The organism is Parabacteroides sp. AM17-47 (assembly GCF_003434625.1).
GTDB classification, from domain to species: Bacteria; Bacteroidota; Bacteroidia; order Bacteroidales; family Tannerellaceae; genus Parabacteroides; species Parabacteroides distasonis.
In genome coordinates this window covers 16086-37319 of sequence record NZ_QTLI01000011.1, presented here as the reverse complement: position 1 = coordinate 37319, position 21234 = coordinate 16086, and the positions used below count along the sequence as shown (strand labels likewise).

The window sequence follows — 21234 nt, the reverse complement described above, 5'->3', positions numbered from 1 at the left end:
ATAAAGATTAAGTGGGTGAAAATCACAGAAAACAGAAAGATTGAACGATTTGTACGGTATTATGAAACATATGTCCGGCCCGCTCCCTCCCTATTTCCCTAGCTTTGCGGTATCAATTCTAAAACGAATGTAAAATATGAGAAAACTTTTTCTATCGCTAGTATTCCTTAGCGTGCTACTATCTATCCATGCGAATCCGGGTATTAAAGGAATCGTAATCGATCAAACCACCCGTAAGGCATTAGACTACGCTCACGTTGTATTATATGATGGAAATCATATCGTCGAAGAAGCTATGACTGAAGCGAACGGTTCTTTTCTAATCCAGCCCGTAAAACCGGGAACGTATTCGATCCGTATCCATTTTCTGGGATATGATGTTTATATGGGAGAGGAGTTTATCCTTACAGAGCAGATCAAGGATCTGGGTACTATCCCGATGCGAATGCTTGAGGTAGGCTTACAGGAAGTGGAGGTCGTAGCCAACAAGAAACAAGTCATCTATAAACTGGATAAAAAGATCATCGAGGCTTCTTCCAACCTGCTTTCCTCGGGAGGAACCGCTGTCGATATCCTAGAGAACACGCCTTCCATCCGGGTGAACGCCGAGGGAGAGGTTACCTTCCGGGGGAGTAGCGGATTCACAGTCTACGTAGATGGAAAGCCCAGTATATTTACCGGGACCCAAGCCTTGGAACAGATCCCGTCCGGACAAATCCAGAATATAGAGATCATCACCACCCCGTCCGCCCAACATGATACAGGGGGTGATGTCGGGATCATCAATGTCATTACCAAGAAGAACTTCGGGGAAGGGTTGAGCGGAGTAATCAACCTAAGCGGGAATACGGTATGGAGCCGGACCTTGGATTTCTTGTTGACCGGACAAAACAAGGCGTCTCAATGGCGTATAGGCGGTTATGTGGGAAACCGACTTCGTAAAAGTCATTTTACCCAAGAGAAAACGACGTTGGTAAACGATACGACAACGACTTCTTATTCCAATGGCCCCCGTGAAAGTAACGGCTACGCATATATTCTCAACGGAGGTTGGAGCTATACGCAAAAACAAACGACTTTTTCTATTAACGCGGAAGGCGGATATGCCGGACTCAAGCGAAAAGGGGATCTGGAATATACGGAAGAACGTTCCGCTAATGGCGAGCAATTCGAGAACGGAGAGTTCAAGAGCCTTGACGACTTTGATATCCATGAGACTTTCGGACTAGGGAATCTGGCCGTGGATCATAAGTTCAATGATAAGGGGCATAACCTTAGCGGTAGCTTCTTCTTGAAATATGGAGGCGACGCTCTGGAATATTTCCAAAGCGATCTGTTCGACAAAAACAACGTACGCCAGCAAGGTCATCGTGCGTGGGAGGCCGAACATCGTTGGACCGTCCGTGCGAAAGCCGATTATGTATTTCCATACAGCAAAACCGGGCAAATCAAGGCGGGTTATCAATATTTCTCATACTCGGAAGACGGCGATTATAGTATGCAGTTTTGGAACCCGGATACCAAAGAGTTCTTCTGGCGTGACGATATTTACAACACGTTCTATTTCCAACAAGGGATCAACTCCCTTTATGCGATCGTTGGGGATAGCTACCGGTCTTTTGATTTTCAAGTAGGATTACGGGGAGAACATACGCATCAAGTATTACGTAGCTCCAAAGATTGGGCGAACCGCCTACAAAAGCGTTTTGAGTTGTTCCCATCCGCCCATATCGGTTATAACCTCACACAAAATCAGAAGCTTCTATTCGCTTACAGCCGTCGTACGACCCGACCGGAGCTTTATTTCATGGAGCCATACATCACTTACAAGGATTACTATACAGCCGAGATCGGTAACCCGGATATACGCCCGGAGTACATTCATTCTTTCGAGTTGAATTATTCCTTGACTTCCGGCGACAATGCCTTGTCTGCCTCCCTATTCCACCGAACCCGCAAAGACAAGATCGAACGATTACGGGTTCCTTACCAAGCCGGGGTTACCTTGGATTCCATGGCGAACGTGGGACATGATTATTCCACCGGAATAGAACTATCGGGCAGTTTGCAGGCCACCAGTTGGTGGAATACGCAAATAAACGGTAGCCTTTATCACTACCGGGTAGAGAACGAGTATAAGACGGACGGAAAGAATGAGACCAGTACCAATTACGAGATCGCTTGGAACAACGCTTTCACGGCCGGGAAATACACAAGGATACAGCTTGACGGCAATTTCGTAGGTCCTTCCGTAACCACCCAAGGAAGAACCCAGTCGTTCTGGTTTGTCAACCTAGCGATACGGCAACAATTCTTCAAACGGAAGTTGACGGCCACCCTCTCTTTCCGGGATGTCTTCAATACGGCCCGTTATGTCAATACGATCACTTCCTCGAACTTGATTTCCAAAACACGAATCCGGCCCGATTACCCGTTGATAGGCTTGACCCTTAGCTATACGTTCAACCAGTTCAAGCTAAAGAATGGCTTATCCAACAATTCAAAGGATTTATTCGAGGGGACGAATCATTAATACCGAATTACCCTACTTTCAAAGTAAGCTAGCTTCGTTGGCAAAGTAAGCTAATTAAAATGCCCAAGTAAGTTAACTTACTTTGCCAACGAGATAAACGTAGTGGTCCTTATATCTTGTTTACCGAGGATAGAATACATCATTGGGTAACTGTAACTTTTTTGAATCCAACTTTGTTACTTTCCAATTTTAAGTTACTTTTGTGAACACTTAGTTAAAAATGAGGTATATTCAATGATTAACAGCATATTACTGACTAATTTCACGGGCTTTGCAAACAATCGTTTCGATTTCACCGAAGGAGTAAATGTCCTCATCGGCAAGAATGGTACCGGCAAGACACACGTGCTTAAATGCTTGGCTGCCACCTTGCAGGCACGTCACGACTTCCTCGGCAAGAACTCTGCTTCCAAAGAGCAGTTTGAGTATATCTTGGCGGAAGATATGATCTATTATTTCAAGCCGGACATCATCGGCAATTTGGTCAGCAAAGGACTACCTTCCGGTAGGGCGAACATTGCGGTTACGATAGATAGCAAGGTATTGCAATATAGCTTTTCCTCTGCAGCCAAGACGACTGTGAAATTGGAAACGGACGAGAAGTGGAACGACCGTCATTTCATCTACATCCCTCCTCGTGAAATGTTCTCTTTGTTCGAGGGTTTTATCGGTTTGAGCAGTAAGCGTGAGATTTCATTCGACCAGACCTACATCAATCTAGCACACGCATTGGCTCTCCCCGTATTGCGTGAGTCTGAAGATAATCCGTTGAGACCGGCTGTTGAGTTGTTGGAACGGGAATTGCAGTTCAAGGTGCTGCAGATGAACGGACGTTTCTATATACAGACGGAAAGTGGTAATATGGAAGCGCATTTGGTGGCAGAAGGTCTTCGCAAGTTGGCCTCTATCTTATACCTCATACTGAATGGGGAAATTAATGCGAACACCATTCTGTTCTGGGATGAGCCGGAAGCCAATTTGAACCCGGCTCTTATCAAAGTGGTGTCGAAGTTCATCCTTGTGCTTCAGGAATGTGGTTTGCAGATTTTCATCGCTACACACGATTATTTGCTTACACATACGCTTTCTCTTTATTCCGAGTATAAAGAACACACCGGTGTATCTGTCAAATTCTTTGGGCTGAAAAAAGAAGGCAAGGGAATCATTGTAGAGGAAAGCGAAACCTTGGCAGGCATACAGAGCAATCCGATTCTGGAGGAATATGCAGCCTTTTACGACTTGGAACAACAATTCATCAGCAAATATGAGTAATTTTCAGGAAAGCGGCATAAACTTCAAGTTTCAATCTCCCAAATGGAACGTTGTCAAGTACGACGAACATTTGGCGCACAAAAAAGTAAGCAATGCCTTGCAGCCTACCAAAGCGGTGGACTTTTTAGGTATTCATGACAACAGACAGTTGTTTTTGGTAGAAGTAAAGAATTACAGAGGGCATACACACGATGCAGAGACTCAGGAAGTGCTTCAGGCAAAAGGCGAGGAATTAATGCGCAGGATTGCTGTCAAAGTTAGGGACACAATCGCCACGGTAACTAATTCTGCTCGTTTTTCGACCAATGATGAGGATTTTTTTACCCGGATTAATCAGTTGCTACTTGATAATCAGAAAAAGATAGTCATTATTGCCTGTATAGAACTGGACATTGCTGGTGAAAAAGAACACAAAGCCCGTATGAGTGTCTGGATGCAAAAATTAAAGCAAAAGTTGGCATGGTTACATGCGGCTAAAATTTCCATCAATCCGATTGAAAATATCTCTGCTGTCTTGCCGGATACGGAAATCTTGTTCGTGTAATCTCCCGGCAAACTTTAGTGACCTTTGTTGCCGGTCTTTTATTAGTCCGTCTTTTTCTCTTCTGTGGATTCCCCAAAAGTAAGCCCCGATCGAATAAACGACCGGGGCTAATTCTTTTCCCGCTTTCCTTCCTCACGGAAGTACTAAGGGATGAACTTTAATTTATTACTTTAGTATTAATATTAATCCATTCCCGCTTGTTCGCCCTCACGGGATACTTGGGCCGAGGCCCTCACGGGAACTTAATATCGTCATTATATTTTTATTTAACTATTGTCTTAACAGCGTTCTCGCCTTCTACGGCTACTGCGATGATTCCAGCAGGAACAGCGATCGTAGCGTTGTCGGAAGCAAGAATAGTCTCGGCTACTACCTTACCTAAGATATTAGAGATAACCACCTTCTTACCGGCTGCGCCTTGGATCTCTACGATACCATTGCCACCTATTACCTTAACACCGGCAGCGCCATCAGCTACAGACTCGTTGGAAGTAGGATCACCAGCAGTGATCGTGAACTTCATGGCGCTATTCTTATCAGTACCCCAAGCCAATTTGTCGTTGAGGCCATATAAGTAACGATCTTTCTCCTTAACGGAACGGATCACATACATACCCTCATCGTCAGCGCATTGGATAATCTGAACCTTGAAGTTATCCAAGCCGCCTAATACGCCTTCGTCGTCAGCATTTTTCGCAACTTTCACTTCCTTACCCTTTACTACCGTAGAGATCGTATCGTTGTTTGCCTCGATAGAAGCAGACTTGAAGATAGCCTTAGTAGCTTTTTCAGCCCATTCATATTTCTTGTCGTACATGCCGTCCGCTACATAATAGTCCACAGAATCCTTCGGATTGAACAAGAACAAGCTTCTATTAGGATCTTCCGTACCCTTAGAGATATAGAAAGAAGGAACGATCGCTTTCGTATCGGTTACGCGCAAATAGAATGAGTATTGCTCATTATTCACTACGATACCCTCTTGGTTCTCGTTCAAGGAGATATAGTTGCCTAACTCGCTTACCAATGAGATATGGCCATTCTTAGCGGGATAGCTGATTTCCGGAGCTTCCTCGATCAAGTAAGTCTTTAATGTCATGTCTTGATTATTACCCGGCAATGCATAAACTACGGATGGAGTTGTATACACATACTCGTCATTGTTATACTTAACAGCTACTACTGATTTCGTAGTCTTGCCAAATACAGTTGTAACATTCGCATTCGTACTTGATACAGGAATCAAATAAACAGAGCCATCAGCAGCTTGTTTAATAACGAACTTAGCCGCATCTGCCGTAGCCATAACGTCTGCACCGTTAACATGGGTACTAGTATCTGTACCTTGCGGGAAATAGGCATTAGTCTCTATACCATCATTGATATAGCGCAATTGATAAGCATAAGCATAGCCTTTATCGCCCTTAGCCTGTACGGTCACGTGGTTACCTCTATTGTAAACGAAGCTACTCTCGATGATCGTCTTCGGAGCCTCGTCTTTGATCAATTGCCATTGAGCGGCATCGGATACGCTGTTGGCGAACTTACCATCAGCATTCAATTTGTAGACATTACTATTATTGTCTTTTGTAACAGCGGTATACCATTTATTGGAAGTCACGTTGTTGTCGCGAGCGAAAGCCATTGTTACCAAAGTCTGGTCATCTACGTTCAAGAAACCTGCGTATGGATCAACTTCTTCTACTTTCGTCAACTCCACTAACAGACGCTTAAACTCTACGGTCTGAGTCGAAGCAGTCTCACGGTAGGTATTCTCATCAACATAGATAGGAGTGATATCCCGAGTTGAAGGAACAGCTGTCTCATATACATTCTCACCCAAATCTGTTTTAGGGAACAATGTCGTAAGGAAATGATCACCTGTCTCACGATTCGTGAAAGTGATCTTATAAGTATCATCCACGCTTGTAATCATCCATTGATAAGCCGGAGTCTCTGTCTGTGACAACACCTTCGCTTTTGCGACAAGCTCAAAACTACCATTATCGACCGCAGAAGTCAAATATTTTCCATATACGCTCTTCACATCCCCTTGCTTACCGCTCAATACACGGATCGTATAAACAGCTGCCTTAGCCTCCTTGTTCAACAACTCGATACCTTTCTTCGTACCGGCAACGCCCAACTTAAAGATGAACTTATCCGTCTTGTCTGAAGTGTTAGAGATCGTAGTCAAGTAGAAATTATCATTATGCTGCAAAATCTCCAACTTGATTTGAGCATCCTTATGATCGGCCTTGCTACCTTGTATTCTGAAACGGAAACGATCCAGATTCAACTCATACGGATAAGATTCCACGTAACTCTTTTGAACACGGAAACAAGCGTTATGGATAGAAATCTCGTCACCTTGTGTCTTCCAAGCCGCACCTGTTCCTACATACAGGTTCAAGTCACCAATTTCCTTCTCTACCAAAGAGAAACCATCACCATTCGCACGTCCGGCGTTCGTTCCCTCCATTGTCTCTGTAGAGCTTGCAACCAAAACCGTAGCGTTCAACCACGCATTATAGTCCCTAACCACTTGGTCACTATTATCTAAAGCTGGAGCATTTTTCGTAAAGAAGTACATACCGGCAGGAATCTGCAAGTCTGAAGAAGATCCTGAATACCCCGGGTATTGTGTAGCATCAATCGTAATTGGGCGAGCCAAATAACGAGCTACCACCATTTTGTCGTTAAACAAGTTACCGATAGGTTCTTCACCTTGATCTTTAAGACGTTTAGAAACGAAAGAGAAACCAGATGTATTGTACAATGCGTTCAATTCCTCTGAATTCGTCAACAACTCAGACTTAACCTCGTAAAAGATCGGAGCCGCAATCGTCGTAGATACTGTTGACACATTACTACCCCAATTCAAGCCGTTGAGAGGAGTAGAAGATGAATAAATATACAAATTGTTATTCGTGCCAGAATATGCACCTCCCGTAAGAGCAGAAACAGAAGATCCATCAAATACGAAATCCTTATTCGTATTCTTATCCTCTACTTTCGTGTTTTTCTCTATAGCCGTAAAGCCGACATTAACCCTTAAAAGCTTTCCTGTCTCAACATTCGTAAAATTGTAAGAGAAGAAGCCTTTCGGAGATTCAGTTATGCCAACAGTCCAAACATACTGTTTAACATCATCATTATCAGCAAGAGGCGTAGATAATCCTATCGTAGACTCTGTAATGGTGCTACCCGATAGCTCATGACCATAAGCCTCATTATTCGTCTGATCATTAACAAATACATACTGGTGTCCAGCCTTCAATTCCGTAGCAGGCGTTGCGGTAAACGTCCCCTGTCCATTCACAAAGCCAGCCAATTGCTGAATAGAACTTTGCGCCCAAGCACTACCGCACAACGAACCCGCCATCAGCAGACCCGCCGTAAACAATGTAGAAATCTTTCTGTTCATAAATCGAAAATTTAAATATTAATAATAGTGTTAATTGAATATCTATCAAATCCTTAATCATCCTTCGTCTATACCGAAACGACTAGTTTAAACGATCGTTTAGATCTTGCGTTTTTAAAGGAGGAAAAAGAGAGGTTCGTCTGCCGAATCGGTTGTTTCTATTCTATTGATAAGAAAGCCGATAAGGGGCAAAAAAAATAGCAAGGAAGGGTTGCAAGTGTCAAAGAAACGCGTACCTTTGCAAAAGACTAATCTAAACGATCGTTTTCACCGTTCATTTTCATGTATATAATATAATGTACGTGCGTACATTGAATAAAGGCTTACTAAAAATCTTCCTACAATAAATAACATATTCAATATAAACTGCCCTGTTTTGGGTCTCCCAAGTGAATAACTAACGGCTTGTCGAGTGAATAACTTACGGCTATACCTAGTGAATAACTTACGGCTTGGGAAGTGAATAACTAACCACTTACAAACCTTTTTTCCTACCGTTGACCAAAGGAATTTCCTATCACCACAATGCCCATTATAAGGTCTTTACAATAGGCATTGTAACACCTTTATAATGCCCATTGTAAGCCGCTTATAACTGCGATCATTAGAACGCTCAAAAAGGACACTGATAATCAATACATTAAAAACGCCATTACCTTATCCAGAAAACACGTACGACTTTTACAAAAAACACGTACATGTTTTCTCGGAAACACGTACGTGTTTTTCCAGAAGCAAATTCCGGTCAAAAGCAATAAAGATTCTGATAAAGCCATTATCTTTGCTTCAAAATCAATATACAACCACGATGAGACACTTAAAGTACTTGGCTTTTGTAGCATGTCTGGGAAGTCTTTCCCCGGCCTTCGCACAAAACGCCTCTAAAAGCTTGACAATCGATGACCTAGTCACTTGGCAACGAATCACGGACCGGGAGATCTCGGACAACGGAAAATGGGTAGCTTGCAAGATGGAACCTTGGGAAGGTGACGCTACCGTTTATTTGTATGCGGCCCAAGGGCAAGAGACCGCCACTTTTTCTCCGGCCGATAAGTTCGCGTTCTCCGCTTCCTCGGGTTATCTGGTTGTCACGCAAACACCCGGAAAGTCTACGGTAGATTCCCTGAAAGTATTGAAGACGAAAGAGGACAAGATGCCGATGAACACCTTGGTAATCTATTCCGTCGCCGGTAAAAAGGAGACGATAGACTCCCTCAAAACCTTCAAATTAGCGGACGAGGCAGATTGGATCGCTTATCAAAGGGGCCGGAAGGACTCCACTTTGTACGTCCGTTCGCTGGATGGAAGCAAGACCTTCCAGTTCCCGACCGTAACGGATTTCCAATTCGCCAAGAAAAGCGGTATGCTATATTACACGAGCGCGGCGGAAGGAGAAGCAGGTATATTCACCTTGAATCCGGAGAAAGGAAGTCCGGCGCTCATCAAAGAGGGAAAAGGCGTATTCAAACAAACCACGTTCGACGAGAAAGGAGAACGGCTGGCTTTCTTATATTGCGCCGACAAAGATTCTTCTTACAAAGCGTTAAGCTTATGGCTATCCGAACATAACGCTCCCGCGAAAGAAATCGCCACCCGTGGAAACAGGGCTTTCCCCGCTGAATGGGTAATCAATGAGAACGGGATGCTTCAATTCTCGAAATCCGCTTCCCGTCTGTTCTTCGGTACCTCACCGGAGCCGAGGCAAAAAGACACGACCCAACTAGCCGAGAATCGTCCGAACGTACAGGTTTGGAGTTGGGATGAGCCCGTACAATATACCGTACAGAATTATAACAAGGAAAAAGACTTAAGGAAAAGCTATCAAGCGGTTTATAATCTGGGCAACGGCTCTATCTTCCAATTGGCGAATGAGGAATTACCGAATATCCAATTGGGTAATGAGGGTGACGCACCCTTGGCGCTCCTTTCCACTTCCCGTCCCTATTCTTTGTCTTCCATGTGGGAGGCCCGCACACGCAGCGACTATTATACCGTATCGTTGGATAACGGGGAGCGCAAGCAAATCGCCCAAGCGGATTATGGCCGTTTCCGCCTCTCCCCACAAGGTAAATATGCATATTGGTATGGCGAGACGGATAGCTGCTGGTACACGATCGCCTTGGCGGAAGGTAAGCAATATCGCCTAACCACTCCGGAAAGCTTTCCGGCTTGGGACGAGGAGAACGACGTTCCCGATTATCCTTATGCGCATGGAGCCGCCGGCTGGACCGCGAACGATCAAAATCTCTTGATCTATGATCGTTACGACATCTGGAAATTCGATCCGACCGCAGCCACCCCACCGATCAACCTGACCGTGAACGGAAGGAAGGAGAAACTTTCCTACCGCTTGGAACAACTGGATAAAGAGGCTCGCTTTATCGACCTCGGCAAACCGCAATTATTAAAAGGATTCAACGAGGCCACAAAAGGATACGGATTCTACAACGCACGCCTCTCTGCTCCTGCCGCCCCGAAGACTTTGCTGGCGGGTAATTATATGCTGCGATCTATCAACAAGGCGAAGAATACGGATGACGTGATCTATACGATGGAAACCTTCCAGCAATACCCGGATATCCACTATTCGACCTTGGCGTTCAAGAAATCCGTGCAATTGACGCATGGAGACAAACAGCAGGAAGGTTTTATCTGGGGTACCGCCGAGTTGGTATCATGGATTTCCTTGGACGGCCGTCCACTGGAAGGTGTCGTTTATAAGCCGGCGAATTTTGATCCGAACAAGAAGTACCCGATGATGGTAAACTTCTACGAGCGGAATTCGGAGACTTTATATAATTACCGTATGCCGGAACCGCATCGTTCTACGATCGATTATCACTTATACAATAGCAACGAATATGTCATCTTCAACCCGGACATTCGCTATGTAGATGGTTATCCGGGAGAAAGCTGCTATAACTGCTTGATGCCGGGTATCACCATGATGATCGCCAAAGGATATATCGACGAAAAAGGGATCGGTGCGCAAGGACATAGCTGGGGAGGTTACCAAGTAGCTTATTTAGCGACTCGCACGAATTTATTCTCCGCTATCGAGTCTGGGGCGCCTGTCGTAAATATGTTTAGCGCTTATGGCGGTATCCGTTGGGGTTCCGGCATGGCCCGCTCTTTCCAATACGAGCATACACAAAGCCGTTTAGGAGCTACGCCATGGAGTTCTCCACTTCGTTATCTGGAAAACTCGCCGTTGTTCACGATGGATAAGGTGCAGACCCCAATATTGATCATGCACAACGATGCCGACGGCCATGTGCCTTGGTACCAAGGTATCGAGTATTTCGTTGCCATGAAACGGTTAGGTAAACCTTGCTGGTTACTGAATTATACAGGCGAACCGCATTGGCCGATGCATATGGCAAACCGCATCGATTTCCAACGCCGCATGTTCCAATTCTTCAACCATTACCTAAAGAACGATAAAATGCCTAAATGGATGTCCGAAGGCGTACCTGCCGTAGAGCAACCATTTGAGTTGGGGTATTGATCAGACAATCTTATAAGAGATTATGGCCAAAGCGATAGTTATACCATAAGCTTTAGCCATAATCTCTTTTTCCATTTAAACAGGAGATCTTTTGAAATAAATACGTATATTTGCCAATAACATAAAAACAAAAGATATGAGAACGACAAAAACCAGACCAACTAGAAATGTTTCGTCGCCCAAGATGGCTAAACACAACATTTCCAACCAAAGGAAAAGCGATAGCCAACCTTTCAGTCCTATGAATGAGAAAGATTTATTTCTAGCCCATTCCAGACAATCCATGGCAGCATATATATCCAAATATCTCATCGAATGAAAATACATCAACGAGATGTTGTAGAAGTCAATTATCTATTTCCTAATGGAATAACCAAACCTCACATGGCTATCGTCATCTCAAACGATGATTTGCAAGCAGCTGAAGATTTCTTTTACCTAGCTATGATATCTTCCAAAAACTATAATCCACAATATACATTTCCTTTAGAAGACTCTATGCTAACAAAAAACTTAACAAAGAAAAGCTTCGTTATTTGCCAATTAATAGGAGGTTACACAAAACGAGACGTTGTGAGAATATGCAGCCATGTAAAAGCCGAGCCTTTCAACTTGATTGTTGAAAAAATCAAGAAAGTCATATTCTAGAACGTCATACGAAACTCGGTACGGACACCAGGCAAGGAATCAACGGTTAAATCGCCGCCATGCAATCGCATTATGCGGTGGGAGATACTGAGACCGATGCCGCTACCACCGGACTTCGTAGAGAAAAAAGGCGTAAAAATAGCAGACAATAGTTCCGGAGAAATGCCGGGGCCATTGTCTGTTATAGTTATATATACCCTACCATCAGCCTCCAAGGCTTCTACGGAGACGATGGCATCCGCTTGCCCCTCTATCGCCTGTAATGCGTTACGGATCAAGTTAATCAGAGCCAGCACAATCAAGTTTTGGTCCGCATGTACCGTTAAAGCTTCCGCAGAGGAGAAACGAATACGGTCGCTACCCGCCTCGGCACACAACAACCGTTCCATCTTCCGAAATAAAGAGGTTATAGGCACCTCGGTTCTTTCCGGCTCCGGAAGATGCGTCAGACGATGGTAGGAATCCAAGAAAGCGGATAGATTTTTCGCTTGCCCATGAATAACCTCCAAACCTTCCCGTAATTGCTCCGGAGTATATGTATCGGAATATTTCAACAGATCAGCAGATAAGGAACGGATTGGCGTAATCGAATTACGAATCTCATGCGTCAGTACCCGCAAGATGCTCTCGTAATACAAGCGCTTCTCTTCCATCTCATTCTGGTTTTGACTGAATAGGAGGATAATCCGATTCATTTCCGCATATAAGTCCTTTACAAAGGGATCATTCGTTTTATCCGGGTATCGCAAAGTTGTATTCCCATTACGAACCGACTCGAAGAAAATAGCGATCTTACGATTTGTACCGTTTATCCACTGGATTAGCAACAGAGTTATCAACAGGATAACACACAGACATACAAAGGATAAAAAATAAGAAATACCGGTTATCAACAATACAGATCCAAGTAACGCAAAAAGTACGATTAAGGAAACGCTCCCTATAATCTTCAGGTATAAATTCCGGTTAACCATGGTTACTCTCCTTATAATCTACAACCCGTATTTCCGCATCTTATTATAAAGGGTCTGGCGGCTAATATCCAATTGTTGAGCCACAAGCGTCAGGTTCCCTTTCTTTTCTTTCAATACCTCGGCGATAAACTGCCGCTCCATATCCTCCAACGTACAAGGATGGGAGACTAGAGATTCTGCCACAGAGGAAATCTCTCTCTCATCTGATTCCGCACGACGTTCCAAGACGTGGGTAAGTGCTTGAATCAAATTCTCGTTATCCCAAGGTTTCACGATAAAGTCCGTGGCTCCCTTTTTAAGGGAAGATACAGCCAACTCGATATCCCCAAAAGCGGTTATCAAGATAACGGCCGGAGGATTCTTAAGCTCCAAGATACGATCCAACCAGAAAAGTCCTTCCCCTCCGCCTTGCTTTCCAGTGCCGAAGTTCATATCCAGTAAAACCAAATCCACATCTCCATTCCGCAAAAGGGCAGGCAATAATACGGGAGATGATACGGTAACGATCGTCTTAAACTCATGGGACAAGACCGTCCGCAGACTTCTCAATATCGCCTCATTGTCATCTACGACTATAATCTTCGCGTCACGCATTAAGCCTCCTCTTTTTTTCGTACGCAAAGATACGATCTTTTCCCGGGTCTCAGTGTCCAATATTTAGACAAATCCAGTTCTTTACGATCGTTTCCTCCGATTTTATTTGCCATATTCCACGCAACCGGATAGCTTTGAACCAACAAACAGATAAAACCATGGAATCCATATCTCTAAAACTTATATTCCGTAGCTGGTGGCGAAACAAGACGTTCGCCGTCATTTCCTTATTGAGCCTGGCGGCAGGCATCACTTGTACCAACCTACTGATCTCATACGTCATTTATGAATCTAGGATAGAAGCCCATAATCCCAATAAGTCGCATATCATCTATATGGCACAAGACTCTCCCTTGACCTCCGGAGAGAAAGTATCTTTTATTAAAGGGCCGATCCCTGTGCAGCTAAAAGACCAATACCCGGAAGTTGAGGATTATTTACGACTGAACATAGAGAATGCCGCCTCCATCACGATAGGAGAAAAGCGCTTCGACCCAATCTCGATCGTCAGAGCTGATCCCTCCTTTCCTCGCTTTTTCCCTTACAAGGTAATGGCAGGAGATATAAACAAGGCATTAACCCAACCAAACGCAATTGCGTTGACCGAATACCAAGCGAAGATATTCTTCGGGAACGAGGATCCTATCGGTAAAACCTTCTTGGCAAAGTACGCTTATGAGAACGAGACGATTACCTACGAGGTCGCCGCCGTTATCAAAGAGTACCCTCAATCATTCTTGAAGTTCAACGCATTGGCAGGCACTACCTCCCAATTCAATGGCGGCCCTACCTTATTACTGGTAAACGATCTCTTCAACATCGATACGTTCACTCAAAAACTAAAGGATGATAAGGTACCTACTTTCAACGGAACCGGACAGTATTATTTCTATACCCTCCAAGAGAGTTATTTCCAAGAGCAAACCTATACACAAGAATACATCCCCTATATCCACCGAAACCAGAAAGACTTACTGTACGTTGGTTTGTTCTCGGCCATCCTAATCCTCGTGATCGCCTGTTTCAATTATGCCAACCTAAGTTTCTCCCGCATTTTGCAACAGGTAAAGATGATCTACACCCAGAAAGTGATGGGAGCATCGGCTGGGCAAATCCATCGCCAGCTATTCTTGGATACTTTCCTTACCGTGCTGATCGCTTTCTTTTTATCCTTATTACTTACACTGGATTTCCTGCCGGCTTTCAACCGGATCGTTTCCGGACGTATCTCCTTGGGATTTTTCTTCAGTGGACAGGTCTTACCTGTGATCGTGGCACTCATCCTAGCTCTATCCATTATCCCCTCATTATATATGAGCCATAAGATCAACTCCCTTTCCCATTCCGAGTATAAATCATTCACCACCGGTACCCGGAAGCGGACAATCATAGGCGGGCTCTCCATCTTACAATTCGCCATCTCAATAGCTCTGGTATTCGCCACGCTGATCGTACGGCAGCAACTAACGCTCACTCAGACAAGCGGTGAACGTTACCGGGATCTCATCGAAATAGCCGACTGGAGTGGGAACCATATACAGACCTTCTCTGAAGAGATCCGGCGTTATCCTTCCATAGAAGAGATGTGCCTTTCGAAAAGCGGGATCATACAGTTCAACTTGCGGACAATGGTCTTGAAAGACGAAAACGGAAACGAACTAAATTATACGCTAGGCCAATACGAAGGTGATAGTACTTTCCTAAAGGTTATGAAGATAAACATTCTTCAAGGACTCTCAGAGCGAGAGGCTCTAAAACAATACAGCACACCCGTCTATATTAACGAACAATACGCACGTTTGCTCGTGCCCAAAGGCGAGAATCCCGTGGGTAAGCCTGTCCGCCTTTACGACACTGAATTCGGGAAGATGGAAAAGGAGGGAGAACCGATAGCGATTATAGCAGGGATCGTGGAGAATCTATATACAGGAACCTTACGACAAGAGGTTTACCCTAGCTTGACCTACCTAACGCATACTCCCCCCTATAACCTCGTCCAAGTCCGACTGAAAAAGGAGCACAGAGCCGAGGCTCTAGCTTTACTGCAACAAACATGGGAAAAGATCAACCCCAACGTACCTTTCGAATATCAAGATATATACGAGGAATTTATGTTATCTAACCGAAAAACGATCGAACTGGCACATTTGCTCATCATGTACTCGATCATCAGCCTCCTGCTAACCGCCTTCGGATTATTCGGCATGGCTCTCTATGCCATCCAGCAGCGTACGAAAGAAATCGGTATCCGTAAGGTAAACGGGGCTACGGCCGGGGAGATCTTGTATCTATTAAATCGTCGGTTTATCGGCTGGGTAGGGATCGCTTTCGCAATTGCCGTTCCTATCACGTGGTATTCGCTGAGTTGTTGGCTGGAGAATTTCGTATATCGGGTGGACATATCCATAGGAACATGCCTGCTGTCCGGCGGTATCGTATTGATGGTTACGCTACTGACCGTAAGCAGGCATAGTTATAAGGCGGCATCCCGCAATCCGGTAAACACCTTGCGAAGCGAATAGCGAAGAGGAATATTAAATTCTATTCGCCCATTGGCAATTTACTTAACTGAGATATCGCCTGTAAATTGGAATAATCGTATTGGTAAAGGCCATCATCGGCGATCATCATCAAGGTATTCTTGAAAGGGATTACGTCGTAACCCTCCATTCCGGCATAATGAACAAGCTGATTAGCCATCAAGGTCATAGGATCTTTCGCGTTGAAGACCTTTAACCCTTCGTCACAGAGGAATAAAGTACCGTTATCGATACCTAATCCTTTCGGACATTTCATGCCATAAGTAACCAGCAAGTTCGGTTGGTCTACATCACTCACGTCTATGAGCATCAGTTCATTGGTATTTTGCCCACAAGTATTTCCGGAATGCACGGTCACATACGCTAAGTCATCCTCCACGACAACCGGATCACAACCAAAGACATGACTTACGGAAGAACGATACTTAGGCGCTAGCGGATCTTCCAGCGAATAGATCAACATGCCGGTCGGAGTTCCCATGAACATCTTATCTTTATAGTTGAAAAGAGTCTCGACATCACGTTGCAACCAAATGTCGTTTGTCGTCAAGACAGGCTTGTCCCCAGAAAGGTCGAAAACGCACATGACATTCTGTTCTACCGTATATAAGTACTTACCATAAATAGAAAAACGAGCCATAGATCCGTTCACTCCCTGCGTGGAAGTACCCGGCGCCGCATCGTTCGCCATCAGATCACCGCCATAACTCGGATAATGGTAAATAGTTTCCTCCCGTTCCTTCGGTTCCCAACCGACCACGACACCTTTCGCTCTCGCTTCCTCCGAATAACACATATTATAATCGAACCCATAGCCATTCTCTATGGTCGGAAGCGCATAACGGAAAGCGTTCTCCACACGACCTTCCAATTCAGGTCTCTCCGGATCGGAGATATCGAACCAGACCAGATCCACATACGAATCCGCATACAATTTATCATCCTTGATCGAGAGATCCTCGTTACCGATCAACTCTACAAAGCCCGCTATCCGGGGAGATGCCGGATTCCTGTTATCCACGATATGGATGCCCTTATCCGGGGAAGAAATATACAGGTAATCCTTATAGAAACAGATCTTTCCCCGCTTGGTGATTGGCACCACCTCATCCGTCACCTTCACTGAATTCCGAAACTCGGAGATCGACATGAATACCGGTTCGTTGATAGCATACCGCACGACCTCCACTCTCACTCCATCATCCTTGCATCCCATTAAGACGCAAAGGCTAAAGGCAAACGCCCAATAAAAAAGTTTCCGCATAATTATAATAGATTTAATCATTAAAAAGCATATCGTATACCTGCGCTCAACCCAAATCCCAACGGCTTGTCTGTACGAATACTAGCCGGTTGATCACAGTCGAAATAATGGGAGAAGCGAGGCTCGAAATAGAGACTCCAATCCCCATAGAAACGATAAGCGGCACCGACCGAGGCATTCACGGACCATTGCATACCGTGGATGCCCTCCTTTTTGCTCTTAGAGATAGTCGTTCCGTTTCCGGCGATATAACCGCTATACACGGCCTGCAAACCCTTCTCCATCATAAAGCCTCCGGAGAGATAGACATTCCATCGCTGATTCTTCCATACATAAACCACCAGATTCAAGGGAATACCCAGATAATGCAAAGACGATTTCACCTCTGACGGGCAATCCCCTCCCCTCTTGAATGTAGTGGATAAATACGTATACATCAATCCACTTTCCACGGCTATACGCCGGCTCAAATCCTTCCGTACCGTAAAACCGAATGATATCGGAAGGGAGTAGCTAACGTCCGGATAAGATTCGAACGAACGATTATCCAAGAAGTTCTCATCCACCTTAGAACTCCGTAATACCGGGGCATTACGGAATGAGACCGTTTGAGGAGGCGTATTACCACTCTCCTTTTCATCATCGTCTTTATCCGGCTTATCCGGATCGGGGCTTCCTGCCGAATTATTCATATCTCCCGGAGAAGAAGCATCGCCATAACTCATATCCGTATTTAAAAAGCTATCTACATAACCACTAGAGCCAACGGCGGCGGCCAATAACCACTTGTTCCGTTTACTCTTCTTGGCTTTCTTTTTCAAAGAGGCTTTTCGTCGGGGACTCCGTTCGCCTTCCGGTAGAGGAACCGTAGATTCACCTCGCTTAACGACTATGTCCGTCGAATCCTCGGACGCATCCTCCTTCACAGACGGTTCTTCTACGATAGCCGCAATCGCATCCTTCTCAATAATCTCGATAGTCTCACACTTCTCATCCTCCCGAATCGTTTCCTTTTCCCCGACAATAGCGGAAAGCTTAGCCTTTTTTTCCCATTTCAGCACTTTCGCCATACGTTTCTTTACAGGCTCTACAGGTAAAACGGGATGCTCCGAAAGAATATTCATTTCCTCCGCTTTCTCCGATATCTCTTTCTGAAAGGGGCTCAATTCCTCCAATGGCATCTTCTCCGGGGAAGGTAGCAGCCAAATAACCAAGGCCAGCACTGCGGCGACGACCAAGCCTCCCGTCCACAACCAACCCCGTGGTCTCGCTCTCCGGTTCATCCGGGCCTCCACCTCATCCCAGCAGCCGGTATCTACCGGTAACCGGTGCTCTTCCAAGCGCTGCCGCATATAGCCGCTGAAATCATCCAGCCGTTCGTTATGATCCTTATCGTCCCGCATTTTCATGCCTTATTAAAGATTGTACACTCTTTTGCAAAGCGTTCCTCGCCCGGATAAACTGGGAGCGGGAAGTCGCCTCCTGTACATGCAGCATCTCGGCGATCTCGCTATGCGTATATCCCTCTATCGCATATAAGTTGAAGACCGTACGATATCCCGACGGCAATTGGGCCACGCAAGCCAACAAGTCGTCCGCCGATAAACGGTCCAATACGGAATAGTTGATATCTTCCAAACTGTCGTCATAGCCGTCCAGACCTACACTTAGCCTCGTGTTCTCTGAAGACCGGAGATATTCAAGAGCCGTAGTGACAAAGATCCGCCGTATCCATCCCCCGAAAGCCCCGGAGCCGGAATACGACCGGATCTTCGTAAATATCTTCACGAACCCGTCCTGCAGAAGATCACGGGCCGTCTCCCTGTCACCCACGTAACGCATGCAAACACTCATCATAGCAGGAGCATATTGCTCGTACAATTCCTTACGAGCCCATGATTCGCCTCGCATACATCCATCGATTAACAGTTGTTCATCCATAAGTACTTATGCTCTCTATTATATGGATGAAATAGGTATCCTAAAAGTTGCATCTTATTCAAAAAAAAGTTACCTTCACATCAAAAATAGGAGGAGAGTGTATGAGACGAGGATTATTTATATTCATGGCATGGATATGTGTCGTTGGAATCCAGGCACAGTCTGACTTTTCGTTTATTTTAAATAAAGAAGGTAAAATCATCGTCCTGCCTAAAAACAAGACGTATGAGTTGAACATCCCGAAAGCCTCTTATAAGACATTTACCCCTGCGGGGACACGGGATATCGATATTAAATTGCGGGAGTTCACGCCCGATATTCCCCATACGTCCCTACAAGAGCGTCCGATGGATATGCAGATATCTTCCGCCGCCTATCAGCCGTTCTTTAACGTATATACCCCGATGCTTCGGGAGGTATCGCCAATGGCGTTGGATTTCAATGAGACTTATATGAAACGGCTAAACGAAAGTTTCGATCTTATCGCTAACGGTGTTCAATATACATGGCCGGGAGTCGGAGGCATGACGATCATGAACGGGGGTATTTCTTGGCACAGCGGCAATTGGAGTCTTTATGGCGGAGGATTCGGGGGTCGTTTCTTTAGTCCCTTCAACCCTAGTCCCGGAATAACAGCGGGCGCAAACGTACAAGTGGAATATCAACCTACTGACTGGTTGAAACTGAAAGGCTGGGGACAATACGCTTATTACGCCGACGAGTACAACAACCCCCATATGCTCAGCAACCCTTTTCTCTACCATACCCAAGTGGGCGGCTCAATGGAGTTCAAGATCACTGATAATTTCTGGATGGGAGCCGGTGTTAACTATGAATACAACCCGGTACGACGGAAAATGGAACCACAGTTCCTAGTCTATCCCGTCTTCAAATCGGGCCGCTTCAAGATTGGAATGTGAGGAAGACGCTATTTCCGTCTCAAACATTCCTACATGGCAACTGCCTAGGATACCGACACCACCGTCTATATTGCTAAATACACGGATCGGTTCGGCCAGACCGCCATCGATCAAAAGGTTCGAAACTGAATCCGTGTCTTTATCTTGCAAAACTTTCAGATATCGATAGTATTCCGCTGAGATAGCATATAGGTGTACCCGTAGGTGCTTGGGAGGAATCGGAAGAAAATCTTCCTCATTTAGATCTTCTATCCCTATCGAATCCGGGACTACTTTTAGCGGATATGATCCATAATAAGGTTCATAATAATACTCATCCGTTAAGTGCAAGGTATATTCTTGCCCGTTTATTAACTCATCAGAAAAGACCTTCCCATCATACCCATACATCCAGTCATTGCCAAAGATTTGATCCAAGGCCGTCAACGATTGGCCAAAAACAGGTTCAGTCGCATAGTTTGGACTCACCGAGAACCATTTATATTCTCCTGTATATTCCTTAGCTATTCCATCAAAAACAGGAATGCCCTCTTCCATACGGAGTAAATAATAATTCTCCTCGGCAGGGTTATCTTTGAGCGTTACCTGATAAATCGCATTCTGGCGAGCAGAACCAAAAGAGCCAGCTACCGTAGCATAGGTTACCCCCGCTTTCAAGACCTGAGCAGGCGCTGGCATGACCGTCTCAGCGCTTGCCACCCCATATTCCGGATAAGAAGCTTCCACACGGATACGATCCCCTTTCACCGGTATAAAATCAGACTTGAAATAACCTTTCGTGTTAAATGCCTCATCCCCCTCCTGAAAGCTCATACGCTCTTTAAAAACGCCATTCACGAATAAATTCACCTCGGCTTTATCCAAAGTCACGTTCGGATGATCATCCGTGAAAAACCAAGTACGGGAGACACTTACGGTTAAGGGTTCGCCGGTTATAGCGACACAGTTCACTACCAAGGTAGGATCCGGCCGTAAGGATTCAAGATCGATCTCCTTGATGCAAGACATCAAACCAAACAGGCTTACTATACAAATCGTATTTATTAGGATACTCTTTATCTGTTTCATC

The 21234-nt window shown here is 45.0% G+C and carries 14 protein-coding genes; 7 read left to right on the top strand and 7 right to left on the bottom strand.

Features of this window, described 5'->3' with window-relative positions:
* The first annotated feature begins 136 nt into the window (after window positions 1–136).
* From DW205_RS10405 to DW205_RS10395, 3 genes are all read left to right on the top strand, one after another.
* Entirely contained in the window at window positions 137–2533 is a 2397-nt protein-coding gene (locus tag DW205_RS10405) for a TonB-dependent receptor (RefSeq protein WP_005867517.1), read from the top strand.
* 234 nt (window positions 2534–2767) lie between these two features.
* Complete coding sequence (locus DW205_RS10400) at window positions 2768–3805, top strand: ATP/GTP-binding protein (protein WP_005867516.1); 1038 nt, start codon at window positions 2768–2770, stop codon at window positions 3803–3805.
* Window positions 3798–4349 (top strand): hypothetical protein, encoded by a 552-nt coding sequence (locus tag DW205_RS10395; protein ID WP_005867515.1) that lies wholly within the window; start codon window positions 3798–3800, stop codon window positions 4347–4349. The genes DW205_RS10400 and DW205_RS10395 overlap by 8 nt, the downstream gene beginning before the upstream one ends.
* A gap of 262 nt (window positions 4350–4611) precedes the next feature.
* On the opposite strand, the gene DW205_RS10390 is transcribed toward DW205_RS10395, so the two are convergent.
* Window positions 4612–7776 carry a DUF6383 domain-containing protein gene (locus DW205_RS10390; protein ID WP_005867514.1) on the bottom strand — a complete coding sequence of 1055 codons (3165 nt, stop codon included), beginning with the start codon at window positions 7774–7776 and terminating at the stop codon, window positions 4612–4614.
* An 808-nt stretch (window positions 7777–8584) separates the two neighbouring features.
* Here DW205_RS10390 and DW205_RS10385 point away from each other — a divergent pair.
* Both DW205_RS10385 and DW205_RS10375 read left to right on the top strand, forming a co-directional pair.
* Complete coding sequence (locus DW205_RS10385) at window positions 8585–11284, top strand: prolyl oligopeptidase family serine peptidase (RefSeq protein ID WP_008777862.1); 2700 nt, start codon at window positions 8585–8587, stop codon at window positions 11282–11284.
* Between the two features lie 315 nt (window positions 11285–11599).
* Entirely contained in the window at window positions 11600–11932 is a 333-nt protein-coding gene (locus DW205_RS10375; protein WP_008777861.1) for a type II toxin-antitoxin system PemK/MazF family toxin, read from the top strand.
* Here DW205_RS10375 and DW205_RS10370 read toward each other — a convergent pair.
* Window positions 11929–12906, bottom strand: a complete 978-nt coding sequence (locus tag DW205_RS10370; RefSeq protein WP_005867510.1) for an ATP-binding protein — start codon at window positions 12904–12906, stop codon at window positions 11929–11931. The two genes, DW205_RS10375 and DW205_RS10370, sit on opposite strands and share 4 nt — an antisense overlap.
* A gap of 18 nt (window positions 12907–12924) precedes the next feature.
* The gene (locus DW205_RS10365) at window positions 12925–13500 is read right to left on the bottom strand and encodes a response regulator (RefSeq protein WP_005867508.1); all 576 of its coding nucleotides are present in this window, start codon (window positions 13498–13500) and stop codon (window positions 12925–12927) included.
* Window positions 13501–13658: 158 nt separating this feature from the next.
* Between DW205_RS10365 and DW205_RS10360 the strand changes: the two genes are divergently transcribed.
* Window positions 13659–16022 (top strand): ABC transporter permease, encoded by a 2364-nt coding sequence (locus DW205_RS10360; protein ID WP_005867506.1) that lies wholly within the window; start codon window positions 13659–13661, stop codon window positions 16020–16022.
* A 19-nt stretch (window positions 16023–16041) separates the two neighbouring features.
* On the opposite strand, the gene DW205_RS10355 is transcribed toward DW205_RS10360, so the two are convergent.
* From DW205_RS10355 to DW205_RS10345, 3 genes are read right to left on the bottom strand one after another with little or no spacing between them, the layout of a single operon-like run.
* On the bottom strand, window positions 16042–17304 hold the full coding sequence (locus tag DW205_RS10355) for an LVIVD repeat-containing protein (protein WP_005867504.1): 1263 nt from the start codon (window positions 17302–17304) through the stop codon (window positions 16042–16044).
* 20 nt (window positions 17305–17324) lie between these two features.
* A complete protein-coding gene (locus DW205_RS10350; RefSeq protein ID WP_005867503.1) occupies window positions 17325–18707 on the bottom strand; it encodes a porin family protein in 1383 nt (460 codons plus the stop codon).
* A complete protein-coding gene (locus DW205_RS10345; protein ID WP_005867502.1) occupies window positions 18694–19245 on the bottom strand; it encodes an RNA polymerase sigma factor in 552 nt (183 codons plus the stop codon). The genes DW205_RS10350 and DW205_RS10345 overlap by 14 nt, the downstream gene beginning before the upstream one ends.
* Before the next feature lie 101 nt (window positions 19246–19346).
* Here DW205_RS10345 and DW205_RS10340 point away from each other — a divergent pair, with 101 nt between their 5' ends.
* On the top strand, window positions 19347–20165 hold the full coding sequence (locus DW205_RS10340; protein ID WP_005867501.1) for a hypothetical protein: 819 nt from the start codon (window positions 19347–19349) through the stop codon (window positions 20163–20165).
* Here DW205_RS10340 and DW205_RS10335 read toward each other — a convergent pair.
* Window positions 20118–21233 carry a DUF4249 domain-containing protein gene (locus DW205_RS10335; protein WP_005867500.1) on the bottom strand — a complete coding sequence of 372 codons (1116 nt, stop codon included), beginning with the start codon at window positions 21231–21233 and terminating at the stop codon, window positions 20118–20120. The two genes, DW205_RS10340 and DW205_RS10335, sit on opposite strands and share 48 nt — an antisense overlap.
* Window position 21234: the final 1 nt, after the last annotated feature.

What these genes read in the sequence shown, in the direction of transcription:
- DW205_RS10350 (WP_005867503.1), bottom strand. Translation starts at nt 18,707, where the DNA reads ATGCGGGACGATAAGGATCATAACGAACGGCTGGATGATTTCAGCGGC.
- DW205_RS10400 (WP_005867516.1), top strand. Translation starts at nt 2,768, where the DNA reads ATGATTAACAGCATATTACTGACTAATTTCACGGGCTTTGCAAACAAT.
- DW205_RS10395 (WP_005867515.1), top strand. Translation starts at nt 3,798, where the DNA reads ATGAGTAATTTTCAGGAAAGCGGCATAAACTTCAAGTTTCAATCTCCC.
- DW205_RS10370 (WP_005867510.1), bottom strand. Translation starts at nt 12,906, where the DNA reads ATGGTTAACCGGAATTTATACCTGAAGATTATAGGGAGCGTTTCCTTA.
- DW205_RS10385 (WP_008777862.1), top strand. Translation starts at nt 8,585, where the DNA reads ATGAGACACTTAAAGTACTTGGCTTTTGTAGCATGTCTGGGAAGTCTT.
- DW205_RS10390 (WP_005867514.1), bottom strand. Translation starts at nt 7,776, where the DNA reads ATGAACAGAAAGATTTCTACATTGTTTACGGCGGGTCTGCTGATGGCG.
- DW205_RS10345 (WP_005867502.1), bottom strand. Translation starts at nt 19,245, where the DNA reads ATGGATGAACAACTGTTAATCGATGGATGTATGCGAGGCGAATCATGG.
- DW205_RS10375 (WP_008777861.1), top strand. Translation starts at nt 11,600, where the DNA reads ATGAAAATACATCAACGAGATGTTGTAGAAGTCAATTATCTATTTCCT.
- DW205_RS10365 (WP_005867508.1), bottom strand. Translation starts at nt 13,500, where the DNA reads ATGCGTGACGCGAAGATTATAGTCGTAGATGACAATGAGGCGATATTG.
- DW205_RS10355 (WP_005867504.1), bottom strand. Translation starts at nt 17,304, where the DNA reads ATGCGGAAACTTTTTTATTGGGCGTTTGCCTTTAGCCTTTGCGTCTTA.
- DW205_RS10405 (WP_005867517.1), top strand. Translation starts at nt 137, where the DNA reads ATGAGAAAACTTTTTCTATCGCTAGTATTCCTTAGCGTGCTACTATCT.
- DW205_RS10335 (WP_005867500.1), bottom strand. Translation starts at nt 21,233, where the DNA reads ATGAAACAGATAAAGAGTATCCTAATAAATACGATTTGTATAGTAAGC.
- DW205_RS10340 (WP_005867501.1), top strand. Translation starts at nt 19,347, where the DNA reads ATGAGACGAGGATTATTTATATTCATGGCATGGATATGTGTCGTTGGA.
- DW205_RS10360 (WP_005867506.1), top strand. Translation starts at nt 13,659, where the DNA reads ATGGAATCCATATCTCTAAAACTTATATTCCGTAGCTGGTGGCGAAAC.